At 62.2% G+C, this 11,309-nt stretch carries 12 protein-coding genes; 9 read left to right on the top strand and 3 right to left on the bottom strand.

The features are described from left to right. Positions 1–191: 191 nt before the first annotated feature. Together mpl and AC13EY_RS11640 are read left to right on the top strand one after the other, a co-directional pair. Complete coding sequence (gene mpl / locus AC13EY_RS11645; RefSeq protein ID WP_228245234.1) at positions 192–1,553, top strand: UDP-N-acetylmuramate:L-alanyl-gamma-D-glutamyl-meso-diaminopimelate ligase; 1,362 nt, start codon at positions 192–194, stop codon at positions 1,551–1,553. Continuing rightward, a complete protein-coding gene (locus tag AC13EY_RS11640; protein WP_233048320.1) occupies positions 1,546–2,148 on the top strand; it encodes a flavin prenyltransferase UbiX in 603 nt (200 codons plus the stop codon). Before mpl ends, AC13EY_RS11640 begins: the two co-directional genes overlap by 8 nt. A gap of 54 nt (positions 2,149–2,202) precedes the next feature. On the opposite strand, the gene AC13EY_RS11635 is transcribed toward AC13EY_RS11640, so the two are convergent. Then, positions 2,203–2,658 carry a MaoC family dehydratase gene (locus tag AC13EY_RS11635; protein ID WP_088273471.1) on the bottom strand — a complete coding sequence of 152 codons (456 nt, stop codon included), beginning with the start codon at positions 2,656–2,658 and terminating at the stop codon, positions 2,203–2,205. 204 nt (positions 2,659–2,862) lie between these two features. Here AC13EY_RS11635 and AC13EY_RS11630 point away from each other — a divergent pair, with 204 nt between their 5' ends. After that, a complete protein-coding gene (locus AC13EY_RS11630; RefSeq protein WP_335599175.1) occupies positions 2,863–3,447 on the top strand; it encodes an LON peptidase substrate-binding domain-containing protein in 585 nt (194 codons plus the stop codon). Positions 3,448–3,450: 3 nt separating this feature from the next. On the opposite strand, the gene AC13EY_RS11625 is transcribed toward AC13EY_RS11630, so the two are convergent. Then, a complete protein-coding gene (locus tag AC13EY_RS11625; RefSeq protein ID WP_228245238.1) occupies positions 3,451–4,662 on the bottom strand; it encodes a DedA family protein in 1,212 nt (403 codons plus the stop codon). Continuing rightward, a complete protein-coding gene (locus AC13EY_RS11620; protein WP_373315111.1) occupies positions 4,656–5,426 on the bottom strand; it encodes a DNA-3-methyladenine glycosylase in 771 nt (256 codons plus the stop codon). The genes AC13EY_RS11625 and AC13EY_RS11620 overlap by 7 nt, the downstream gene beginning before the upstream one ends. A gap of 92 nt (positions 5,427–5,518) precedes the next feature. Between AC13EY_RS11620 and AC13EY_RS11615 the strand changes: the two genes are divergently transcribed. From AC13EY_RS11615 to rodA, 6 genes are read left to right on the top strand one after another with little or no spacing between them, the layout of a single operon-like run. Continuing rightward, positions 5,519–6,784, top strand: a complete 1,266-nt coding sequence (locus tag AC13EY_RS11615) for a glutamate-5-semialdehyde dehydrogenase (RefSeq protein WP_228245241.1) — start codon at positions 5,519–5,521, stop codon at positions 6,782–6,784. Positions 6,785–6,794: 10 nt separating this feature from the next. After that, positions 6,795–7,433, top strand: coding sequence for a nicotinate-nucleotide adenylyltransferase (gene nadD / locus AC13EY_RS11610; protein WP_335599174.1), 639 nt, complete (start codon positions 6,795–6,797; stop codon positions 7,431–7,433). An 8-nt stretch (positions 7,434–7,441) separates the two neighbouring features. Continuing rightward, complete coding sequence (gene rsfS, locus AC13EY_RS11605) at positions 7,442–7,798, top strand: ribosome silencing factor (RefSeq protein WP_088273476.1); 357 nt, start codon at positions 7,442–7,444, stop codon at positions 7,796–7,798. A 6-nt stretch (positions 7,799–7,804) separates the two neighbouring features. Continuing rightward, positions 7,805–8,272 (top strand): 23S rRNA (pseudouridine(1915)-N(3))-methyltransferase RlmH, encoded by a 468-nt coding sequence (rlmH, locus tag AC13EY_RS11600; protein ID WP_228245243.1) that lies wholly within the window; start codon positions 7,805–7,807, stop codon positions 8,270–8,272. A gap of 3 nt (positions 8,273–8,275) precedes the next feature. Next, complete coding sequence (gene mrdA / locus AC13EY_RS11595) at positions 8,276–10,159, top strand: penicillin-binding protein 2 (protein ID WP_335599173.1); 1,884 nt, start codon at positions 8,276–8,278, stop codon at positions 10,157–10,159. Beyond that, positions 10,156–11,289, top strand: coding sequence for a rod shape-determining protein RodA (gene rodA / locus AC13EY_RS11590; protein ID WP_335600756.1), 1,134 nt, complete (start codon positions 10,156–10,158; stop codon positions 11,287–11,289). Before mrdA ends, rodA begins: the two co-directional genes overlap by 4 nt. Positions 11,290–11,309: the final 20 nt, after the last annotated feature.

Genomic DNA, 11,309 nt, shown 5'->3' with positions numbered 1-11,309 from the left:
TTGACATACTGCCGGCCGTCGCCATGCTGTTGCCCTTTCAGCTTTCAGCTTTCAGCTTTCAGCTTTCAGCTTTCAGCTTTCAGCTTTCAGCTTTCAGCTTTCAGCTTTCAGCTTTCAGCTTTCAGCTTTCAGCTTTCAGCTTTCAGCTTTCAGCGTAAGCTGTAGCCATTCGATTGTGACAAGGACATTTCATGCATCTCCACATTCTCGGCATCTGCGGTACGTTCATGGGGTCGCTGGCGTTGCTGGCACGCGAACTGGGCCATCAGGTCAGCGGCTCGGACGCCAACGTCTATCCGCCGATGAGTACCCAGCTCAGCGAACAGGGTATTGCCTTGCAGGAGGGGTACCGTCCCGAGCATCTGCAGCCGGCCCCGGACATGGTCATCGTCGGCAATGCCATGGCCCGCGGCAACCCGGCAGTGGAGTACATGCTGGATCAGGGCATGCCCTACATGTCCGGCCCCGAATGGCTGGCGCGGCATGTGTTGCAGGATCGCTGGGTACTGGCGGTAGCCGGCACCCATGGCAAAACCTCGACCTCCAGTCTGCTGGCCTGGCTGCTGGAAGACGCCGGCATGTCGCCCGGCTTTCTCATCGGCGGGGTGCCGCAGAACTTCGGGATTTCCGCGCGCCTGGGGGGCACGCCGTTCTTCGTCGTCGAGGCGGACGAGTACGACAGCGCCTTTTTCGACAAGCGCTCCAAGTTCGTGCACTACCGTCCACGCACGGCGGTGCTGAACAACCTTGAGTTTGATCACGCGGATATCTTCCCGGACCTGGCCGCCATCGAGCGGCAGTTCCACCATCTGGTGCGTACGGTTCCGGCTACCGGCTTGATCATTCATCCTGCCCAGGATGAGGCGTTGCAGCGCGTGATCAAGATGGGCTGCTGGACCCCGTGCCAGACCACGGGCGAGGGCGGCAACTGGCAGGCCCGGCTGCTGAGTGACGACGGCTCGCGCTTTGAAGTCTGGCTCGATGGGGAGCTGCAGGGCGTCGCCGAATGGCAGCAGACCGGCCAGCATAGCGTTGCCAACGCGCTATCGGCGCTTGCGGCCGCGCGTCACGTTGGCGTGACGCCGGCGCAGGGTATCGCTTCGCTTGGCGGGTTCCGCAATGCCAAGCGGCGCATGGAGAAGCTGGCCGAGATCAATGGCATCAGCGTCTACGATGACTTTGCCCATCACCCAACGGCGATTGCGACCACGCTGGCCGGTATTCGGGCGCAGATCGGTGACGCGCCGTTGATTGCGGTAATTGAACCGCGCTCCAATACCATGCGTCTGGGTAGTCACATGGCTGCGTTGCCGGCCAGCGTTTGTGATGCCTCGCAGGTGTTCTGGTATCAGCCGGCAGGGCTGGACTGGTCGCTTGAGAGTGTAGTTGCAGATAGCCCTGTACCGGCGCAGGTGGCCAGTGATCTGGATGCCATTGTCGAGCAGGTGGTCGCTGCGGCGACCCCGCAAACACGGGTAGTGGTGATGAGTAACGGTGGCTTTGGTGGTATTCATCAGCGCCTGATTCAGGCCCTGGAGGCGCGCCATGGTTGAGCGAGTTACGCTGGCGGTAACCGGTGCCTCGGGCGTGCAGTATGCGATGCGGCTGCTTGGCTGCCTGGTCGAGGCCGGGGTAGAAGTGTCGTTTCTGATTTCGCAGGCAGCGCAGCTGGTCGCGGCAACGGAAACCGAGTGGCGGTTGCCGCCCAAGCCGCAGGCACTGGAGCAATACCTGACCGCGCAGTTCAAGGCGGCCGAAGGGCAGATCCGGGTGTATGGCAAGCAGGACTGGATGGCGCCGGTGGCTTCGGGCAGCGGCGCGCCAGCGGCGATGGTGGTGTGTCCCTGTTCGACCGGCACGCTGTCGGCGATTGCAACCGGAGCCAGCAACAACCTGATCGAGCGGGCGGCGGATGTGGCGCTGAAGGAGCGGCGCAAACTGATTCTGGTGCCACGCGAGACGCCGTTCTCCAGCATTCATCTGGAAAACATGCTCAAGCTCAGTCAGATGGGGGCGGTCATCATGCCGGCCAGTCCCGGCTTTTATCACAAGCCGCAGTCGATTGATGATCTGATCGATTTTGTGGTGGCGCGGATTCTGGGGCAGTTGGGGATGGAGCAGGCACTTATCCCGCGCTGGGGAGAGTAGCCCGCGACCCGCGACCCAGCTGCCGTGGGTCGCGGGTTGCAGCACTTGTCTGAATCAGACGAAGTACAGCGACAGGCCTTCGGAGATGAACGCGGGCTTGTCGACGCCTTCAATTTCCAGCGTGTTGCGGGCTTTCATCAGCCACTGTCCCGGGTTCTTCTCAGTCACGTCGAGGATGGTGGTGTGCAGACGAACCCGCGAACCCACGCGCACCGGCTGGATGAAGCGCAGGCTGTCCATACCGTAGTTGACGGCCATTTTCAGGCCTTCCGGGCGCGGCATCAGGCCGGCTGACAGGGCCGGCAGCAGCGACAGCGACAGGAAGCCGTGGGCGATGGTGCCGCCAAACGGGGTCTGCTTGGCCTTTTCTTCGTCAATGTGGATGAACTGGTGGTCGCCAGTGCACTCGGCGAACTGGTTGACGCGCTCCTGGTCGATCTGCAGCCAGTCAGAATGGCCCATATCCTTGCCGATCAGGGACGTAAGTTCAGAAACGGGAATGGCTTTCATCGTGCTCTCCGTGACTCTTATTGTGAGGGTGTGCGTGCCCGCGGCATTGTTGCTACCCTGCCGCAGGAAAATAATGTTCGCAGGCATGGTTGCAAGTGGGGCGGGCGGCGGTCAATGCAAGCCGGGCTTCCATAGGTTTGCTGAATGATTCGACCACCTGTCGGCAGGCTATGTCGTGTCGCAGTTGATGGCAAGGGGGATGTTGTGAGCGAGCAGGTCGCGCTTTTTCCGCTGAAGACCGTGTTGATGCCGGGCTGTTATCTGGATTTGCAGATATTTGAAGCGCGCTATCTCGATATGGTCAGCCGCTGCTTTCGTCAGCAGCAGGGTTTCGTTGTGGTCGGGCTTGAGGAAGGTTCTGAGGTGGGTTCGAGCAACCTGCGTTTCAGCGCCATTGGCTGCGAGGCGCGGATTATTGACTGGCAGCAGCGCGACAACGGCCTGTTGGGGATTCGTGTCGAGGGGCACCGCCGGGCTCGGCTTGCGCAGGTCGAGGTGGCCGCCGATGGCTTGGTATGTGCTGAAGCACAGTGGTTGCCGGAGGTCCTCGATGCGCCGCTGGAGGCCGAGCACGACGAGTTGCTGGCGTTGCATGCGGCTTTGCTGGAACACCCGCTGGTCAGCAATCTGCAGATGCCGGCGGTTGCCGGGAGTCAGCAGGCGCTGGCCTGGCAGCTGGGCTATCTGCTGCCGCTCAGCATGGAACAGAAGACCTCGTTGCTGGCAATGACGCCGCCATTGGAGCGGCTTGATCAGATTGGTGACTGGCTGGCGCAAATGCAGGCATAAAGGCTACGGCGCCGTCAGCAGCAACCAGCATGCGATCAGATAAGGCCAGGATGCGACCAGCAGTCTTGCCAGGGGCGGCATTGGTGCCAGCGGGCTGGCGCGCTGGACCAGCCAGCTGGACAGCAGCACTGCACTGCTGGCGCACAGCAGGCTGCTCAGCAGCGCCATCGGATCGGCAACCTGTTGCAGCAGCAGGTTGCTGTCGAGCAGCGCCAGCAGTGGCAACGGATAGAGTAACCAGCTGACCCGGGTCCAGAATCCCTGCCCCCGGTTGCAAAGCACGATGCTGACTCCCAGCATGGCCGTGATCAGGGCGGCAATGCTGCTGGCCGTGGACAGCTCGGCCAGCCAGCTCAGAGCAAGGGTCAGCGTCAGGGCGAGCAGAAGCAGCCAGCACGCGCCCCATTGCCGGGCCAGCAGCAGGCTCAGGGGGATCGGCAGGGCCAGCAGCAGCACCTCCGGCTGTGGCCGGGCAAGCGCTGGCAGGCCAGGCAGCTGCAGGTGCTCCCGGCTGGCAACCAGAGTGGCGCTGAATACATCCAGTGTGTGCTGCTGCAGGATCAGCACCAGCAGTGCCAGCAGGCACAGGCCGGCAGCTGCCAGCGGGCTCCAGCGGCGCTGCCAGCGCAACAGGTAAAGGCTACCGCCCAGCACAATCGCGGCGCCGGCGGCCAGGTTCAGCGCCTGGCCCCAGAACAGTGGGGGGACGGCCCAGCTTGCTGCCTGCCCTGCGGTGTAGCCGGGAATAAGGTAAGCAGGCGCCCAGGCCAGAGCCGAAAGAACGTTGATGGCGATAAAGCGCCAGGCAGGCATGTCGAACATGCCGGCGATCATCGGGATGATCGGGCGCAGCGGGCCGATAAAGCGGCCAAGTACCACGCTTAGCCAGCCGTAGCGGCGGAAAAAGCGTTCCCCCTGGTCAATCCACTGCGGATTGCGCCGGAACAGCGGGAGGCGGCGAATGTCCTGATGAAACCAGCGGCCCAGGGCAAAGCTGAGCAAGTCGCCCAGCACGGCTCCGGCAAAGGCCCAGATGACGGCCTCGGTCAGTGATACGCCGGCGCCCGCTGCCAGTGCGGAAATGGCGAACAGCAGGAAGACGCCAGGCACCACCAGTCCGGCTACCGCCAGCGATTCGGTGAGCGAGACCAGGAAAATGGCAATGCCGAGCCACTGCTGGTGGCTTGCCAGCCAGTCCGTGAGGGAACTCAGCATGTCACATCCCCTGTGCTCGCGCTGGCGCTGGCCAGAGCCTGTGCATGATCCATTGTCCGATAGTCGCGGCCGGGCAGTCGGCTGCGCCCCAGCGGGTTGCGGGTGCAGTGCGGGGCATAGGCAGCGTCTACCCAGCGATACGGCAGATGTTCATCGCGGCCGCTCGGAATGCCGAGGCGAGGAGCCTGAATCACCTGCTCGGGGCGGTAGCCGTCATCTTCAATCAGCAGCCAGTCTGCATCGAACCTGCGGGCGTTCCATTCCGGTACCCGAATGGCCAGCGAGCGGCACAGCAGCGTCTGTCCGGCGCACAGGCGCTCGGGACGGCGTGGCTGGCCATTGCGCTGCGGGTTGAGGTGTTGCATGCGCGTGAGGCTGCTTGGCGGGCTGATGGCATCGATGACCGGATGCGCTGATTTGAGCAGTACGCCACAGCCTTCGCCCAGCGCGCTGCAATTCATCGAGTCGCCGCCACGGGCGTAGTACATGTAAATGGTGCCAGGGTCCATGAACAGGGCGCGCCTGGCCTGGGTGAACCCCAGCGAAGCGTGACTGCCGCGCTCCTCCAGCAGGTAGGCCTCGGTCTCGATGATGCGGGCGGCCAGCCACTGGTCGCCGAGCCGTCGGCGAATGACCTTGCCCAACAGCGCAACCGCCAGTTCGCGTGCGTCGCGCTGAAAGAACCGCTCTGGCAACGGGGTCGGAGAGGGACGGTTGGTACGGGTATCGGGCATGGGATCATGGTAGCAGGGGTTGCATGACACATTGAATTGCACAGCGACCGCAGGCGGCGCTGTCAAGCCAATGGCGAGCCCGCTATAATGCCGCATTTGGCCAGACAGGGGCAGGTGACAGCATGAGCGTTGAACAGGTAGCGGTATACATGACCGAGCTGGGGCAGAAGGCCCGCAAGGCCTCGCGAGTGATTGCCCGCACCCCGACCGCCGTCAAGAATGCTGCCCTGCTGGCTACCGCCGAGGCGATTGAAGCGGCCGCCGAGCGTCTGGTTGCAGCCAATGAGCTGGACCTGCAGGCCGGCCGCGACAACGGCCTTGATGAGGCGATGCTCGACCGTCTGGCGCTCACGCCGGCCCGTCTGGCCGCTATGGTCGAAGGCTTGCGCCAGGTGGCGGCACTTCCCGACCCGGTGGGCGCCATTCGCGACATGAAGTTTCTGCCTTCGGGCATCCAGGTTGGCAAGATGCGCGTGCCGCTCGGTGTGATCGGCATCATCTATGAGTCGCGTCCGAACGTGACCGTCGAGGCTGCCAGTCTGTGCCTCAAGTCCGGCAATGCCTGCATTCTGCGTGGTGGTTCCGAGTCCATCCATTCCAACCGAGCGATCGCCGAGTGCCTGCGTGAAGGGCTGGCGGCAGCGGGTTTGCCCAACGAGGTCGTGCAGGTGGTGGAAACCACCGATCGCGCCGCCGTGGGTGCGTTGATCACCATGCCCGAATACGTTGACGTGATCGTGCCGCGCGGCGGCAAGGGCCTGATCGAGCGCATCAGCAAGGACGCGCGTGTGCCGGTGATCAAGCATCTGGACGGCATCTGCCACGTCTATGTCGATGACCGCGCCGATTTCGACAAGGCCGAGGCTATCGTCATCAATGCCAAGACCCACCGCTATGGCGTTTGTAACGCGATGGAGACGCTGCTGGTTAACCAAGCCGTCGCCGAGCCGTTCCTCAAGCGTGTTGCCCCGCTCTATGCCGCCAAGGGCGTTGAGCTGCGCGGCTGTGCGGCGACCTGTGCGCTGCTGCCGGAGGTGGTCGCAGCGACCGAGGAGGACTGGTCGACCGAGTATCTGGCGCCGATTCTGTCGATCCGCATCGTTGCCGACATGGACGCCGCGATTGAGCACATCAACATCTACAGTTCGCAGCACACCGATGCGATGGTCTCGGAAGATTACACCCGTGCCCGTCGGTTCATTGCCGAAGTAGACTCCAGTTCGGTGATGATCAACGCCTCGACCCGCTTTGCCGATGGCTTCGAGTATGGTCTGGGTGCGGAGATCGGTATTTCCACCGACAAGATTCACGCTCGCGGTCCGGTTGGCCTGGAAGGGTTGACCAGCGAGAAGTACGTGGTGTTCGGTGACGGCCATATCCGTCAGTGAGCCGTTATTGATGCGCCGTGTCGGCCTGCTTGGCGGCACCTTTGATCCGGTGCATTTCGGGCATTTGCGCAGTGCGGTTGAAGTGTGCGAGCAGCTGCAGCTGGATGAGCTGAGGCTGATCCCAAGTGCGCGTCCACCGCACCGCGGAATGCCGGGAGCCACAGCGGCACAGCGGTTGCGGATGGTGGAGCTGGCGCTGGGGCAGGGTGGCGGCCTGCAGGTGGATGATCGGGAGCTGCAGCGGGAACGCCCGTCCTATACGGTAGAAACACTGGAATCGCTGCGCCAGGAACTGGGATCGGACGTGGCTCTGTTCATGGTGCTGGGCTGGGATGCCTTCTGCGGGCTGCCGAGTTGGCACCGCTGGGAGTCGCTGCTGGAGTTGGCCAATCTGGTCGTCCTGCAGCGCCCCGATTACGACCTGGAAGTACCGGAAGTGCTCAAGGACCTGCTGGCCGCGCGTAGCGTAGACCAGCCAGAGCGCAGCCACGGGCAGATCATCTGCCTGTCGCAGACTCCGCTGGCAATCTCGGCTACCCATATTCGCACGCTGGTAGGCAAAGGCGCGTCACCGCGCTTTCTGTTGCCGGATGCGGTGCTTGACTATATTGAAAACGAAGGGCTGTATCGGCCCTCTATTGAGGATTGAAAATCTACATGCAGATTGAAGAACTGGTTCAGTTGGTGGTCGACGCGCTCGAAGAGCTGAAGGCCAAGGACATCGTAAAGATCGATGTGCGCGAACACACCAGCGTTACCGACTACATGATTATCGCCAGCGGTAGCTCCAACCGTCAGGTCAAGGCGCTGGCTGATAACGTGGTCGAAAAAGCCAAGGATGCCGGCCGTCAGCCGATGGGCGTGGAAGGTAAGGAGTCCGGTGAGTGGGTGCTGGTCGACCTGGCCGATGTGGTCGTGCATATCATGCAGCCGGCTACCCGTGAGTTCTACGACCTGGAACGCCTCTGGCAGAGCGCCGAGTCACGTCGAGCCCAGCACCAGCCGACGGAGTAAGCGACCTTGCGCATTCGCCTGATCAGCGTGGCCTCACGCATGCCGCGCTGGGTCGAGGACGGCTATCAGGAGTACGCCAAGCGCATGCCGCCTGACTTGCCTCTGGAGCTGGTCGAGATCCCGTTGACGACCCGCGGCAAGAATGCCGACGTGGCGCGTCTGATGCGCCGTGAGGGCGAGCAGATGCTGGCTGCAGTGCAACCGGGGGAACGGATCGTGACTCTGGAGGTCAATGGTCGCGCCTGGTCTACCGAAACGCTGGCCGAGCAGTTGGAAAGCTGGCGGCTGGATGCGCGCAATGTGAACCTCATGGTGGGCGGCCCCGAGGGGCTGGCCGAGGAGGTTGCGGCGCGCAGCGATCAGCGCTGGTCGTTGTCGCCGCTGACGTTGCCGCATCCGTTGGTGCGTATCCTGCTGGCGGAGCAGCTGTACCGGGCCTGGACCATTCTCAATCGTCATCCCTATCACAAGTGATTCATGGCCAAGCCGATTCACCTGAAAGATCATAACCATGATGCCCGTATCGTCCAGCGTCGCCTGATTCTGGCTGCGGTGTTCATTCTGGGGCTGGTTGGCGCGCTGGTTGCGCGCATGTATTACCTGCAGGTGACCCAGTACGAGTATCACTCGACGCTGTCCGAGAACAACCGGGTCCATGTTCAGCCCATTCCGCCGACTCGCGGTCGTATCTACGACCGTAACGGGGTGGTGCTGGCGGAGAATCGGCCCAGCTTCAGCCTGACTATTACCCGTGACCGGGTTGAGGATCTGCCGGCCACCTTCGAGCTGCTCAAGTCCCTGCTCGAACTCAGCGAGGAGGACGCAGCGCAGGCAGAGCGCCGGCTGTCGCAGGCTCGTCGCCCGTTCGAGTCGGTGCCGGTGATGTTCGAGCTGACCCAGGAACAGATTGCGCGTATTGCGATCAACCAGTTCCGCCTGCCCGGTGTCGACGTTCAGGCGAGCTTCGTGCGCTATTACCCCTTCGCCGATCACTTTGCCCATGCTCTTGGTTATGTTGGCCGCATCAACGAGCAGGAGCTCAAGTCAATTGATCCGGTCGCCTATGCCGGCACCCACTACATCGGCAAAACCGGTATCGAACGGTATTACGAGCAGCTGCTGCACGGCACCGTCGGCTATGAGGAGGTGGAAACCAATGCGCGCGGCCGCGTGCTGCGGGTGCTCAATCGTACCGACCCGATTCCCGGCCGCGATCTGACCCTGGAGCTGGACGTCAAGCTTCAGCAGGTGGCAGAGGAGGCGCTGGGTGATCGCCGCGGCGCGGTAGTGGCTATCGATCCTGCCACCGGCGGTGTGCTGGCCTTTGTCAGCAAGCCCGGTTTTGACCCCAATCTGTTCGTGACCGGCATCAGCTATGCCGATTACGGCGCCTTGCGTGATTCGCTCGACCAGCCGCTGTTCAACCGGGTGCTGCGGGGTCAGTATCCGCCAGGCTCGACGATCAAGCCGATTGTTGCGCTGGCGGGTCTGGATGCGGGTGTGGTAACCCGTACCAGTCGGGTCTATGACCCTGGCTTTTATCAACTGCCCAATGTCAGCCACAAATACCGCAACTGGAATCGCTCAGGGGACGGCTGGGTTGATATGTCCTATGCCATTGCCCGTTCCAACGATACCTACTTTTACGATCTGGCCAACAAGCTGGGCATTGATCGGATGCACGATTTCATGAGTCAGTTCGGGATCGGTCAGCGTGTATCGATCGACATGTACGAAGAGGCTGCCGGGCTCATGCCGTCCAGTAGCTGGAAACGCACCAAGTACCGCCAGCCCTGGTATCCGGGGGAAACCCTGATTGCCGGCATTGGCCAAGGGTACATGCTGGCTACTCCGCTGCAGCTGGCCCAGTCCACTGCATTGATTGCCAGTCGCGGTGTCTGGCACCGCCCGCGGCTGTTGAAGAACGCCGAAGGCGTGCTGCCGGACGAATCCGAGACCCCGCCGAATATTCAGCTGCGCAACCCCGCAGACTGGGATTTCATTACCCAGGCCATGCAGGATGTCATGCAGTCGCCCCATGGAACTGCGAGGGCTGCAGCCGCAGGCGCGACCTACAACATGGCAGGCAAGAGCGGTACTGCTCAGGTGGTTGCGATTGCCCAGGGTGAGCGGTACGACTCCGCGGCGCTGCGCGAGCGGCATCGCGACCATGCCCTGTTTGTCGGTTTTGCACCGACCGAAAACCCCATGATCGCGGTTGCTGCCCTGGTCGAGAACGGTGAGGGCGGCGGCCGGGTTGCCGGTCCTGTGGTGAGGGCTGTGTTTGACGCCTGGGTATTGCCGCGCCTTGAGGCCGAGCAGCAGCAGGGGCACGCCGAATCTCAGGAGAATGGACAATGAAGTCGATTCCGGTATCCAGTCATGGTCTTCGGCGGCGCGAGTCGATCTGGATGCGCATTCACGTCGATCCCTGGCTGTTGCTGCTTATTCTTGCGCTGGCAACGGTGGATGCCTTTGTTCTCTATTCGGCCAGTGGCAAGAGCCTGCCGATGGTAGTGCGACAGATGGCGTACTTCGCGGTAGGTATCTCGGCGATGATCGTAGTGGCGCAGTTCCAGCCGCGTTTTATGCAGCGTTGGGTGCCGGTTGCCTACATTGGCGGTGCGCTGCTGTTGCTGGCCGTACTGCTGGTGGGCACCGAGGCAAAGGGCGCGCAGCGCTGGTTGACGATTCCCGGGGTGACACGTTTCCAACCGTCGGAAATCATGAAGCTGGTCATGCCGATGAGCGTCGCCTGGTACCTAGGACGGCGTAATCTGCCGCCGAGCTTCAAGCAGGTGGTGGTCACCCTGACGATCATATTTGTGCCGACCTTGCTGATTCTCAAGCAGCCTGATCTCGGTACCTCTTTGCTTATTGCCGCATCCGGCATTTTTGCGCTGTTGCTGGCCGGCCTGCGCTGGCGCTACATCATCGGCGCCCTGCTGGCGCTGGCTCCGGCGGCGGCCGGTATGTGGTACTTCGTCATGCATGGCTACCAGAAGCAGCGCGTGCTGACCTTCCTCAACCCGGAGAGTGATCCGCTGGGTTCCGGCTGGAACATCATCCAGTCCAAGGCGGCCATTGGCTCGGGCGGGGTGTTCGGCAAAGGCTGGCTGCAGGGCACCCAGTCTCATCTCGATTTTCTGCCAGAAGGGCATACCGATTTCATCATCGCGGTACTGGCCGAGGAGTTCGGCATGGTGGGTGTCTGCCTGCTGCTGGGGGTCTATCTGCTGGTTATCGCCCGTGGCATGGTGATCACGTTGCAAGCCCAGGATGCTTTCTGCAAACTGCTGGCGGGCAGTATTACGTTGACCTTTTTCGTATATGTCTTCGTCAACATCGGCATGGTCAGCGGCCTGCTGCCGGTGGTGGGGGTGCCGCTGCCGTTTATCAGCTACGGGGGAACCTCGCTGGTGACCCTGTTACTCGGATTCGGAATCCTCATGTCGATCCAGACGCACAAGAAATGGATGGCACAAAATTGATCGTATCTTCGTTTTTCCGG

This window comes from Halopseudomonas sp. L-58, from assembly GCF_056859475.1.
This window is presented reverse-complemented; position numbering and strand designations above follow the sequence as displayed.

What these genes read in the sequence shown, in the direction of transcription:
- AC13EY_RS11640 (WP_233048320.1), top strand. Translation starts at nt 1,546, where the DNA reads ATGGTTGAGCGAGTTACGCTGGCGGTAACCGGTGCCTCGGGCGTGCAG.
- AC13EY_RS11615 (WP_228245241.1), top strand. Translation starts at nt 5,519, where the DNA reads ATGAGCGTTGAACAGGTAGCGGTATACATGACCGAGCTGGGGCAGAAG.
- AC13EY_RS11625 (WP_228245238.1), bottom strand. Translation starts at nt 4,662, where the DNA reads ATGCTGAGTTCCCTCACGGACTGGCTGGCAAGCCACCAGCAGTGGCTC.
- nadD (WP_335599174.1), top strand. Translation starts at nt 6,795, where the DNA reads ATGCGCCGTGTCGGCCTGCTTGGCGGCACCTTTGATCCGGTGCATTTC.
- rodA (WP_335600756.1), top strand. Translation starts at nt 10,156, where the DNA reads ATGAAGTCGATTCCGGTATCCAGTCATGGTCTTCGGCGGCGCGAGTCG.
- mrdA (WP_335599173.1), top strand. Translation starts at nt 8,276, where the DNA reads ATGGCCAAGCCGATTCACCTGAAAGATCATAACCATGATGCCCGTATC.
- mpl (WP_228245234.1), top strand. Translation starts at nt 192, where the DNA reads ATGCATCTCCACATTCTCGGCATCTGCGGTACGTTCATGGGGTCGCTG.
- rsfS (WP_088273476.1), top strand. Translation starts at nt 7,442, where the DNA reads ATGCAGATTGAAGAACTGGTTCAGTTGGTGGTCGACGCGCTCGAAGAG.
- AC13EY_RS11635 (WP_088273471.1), bottom strand. Translation starts at nt 2,658, where the DNA reads ATGAAAGCCATTCCCGTTTCTGAACTTACGTCCCTGATCGGCAAGGAT.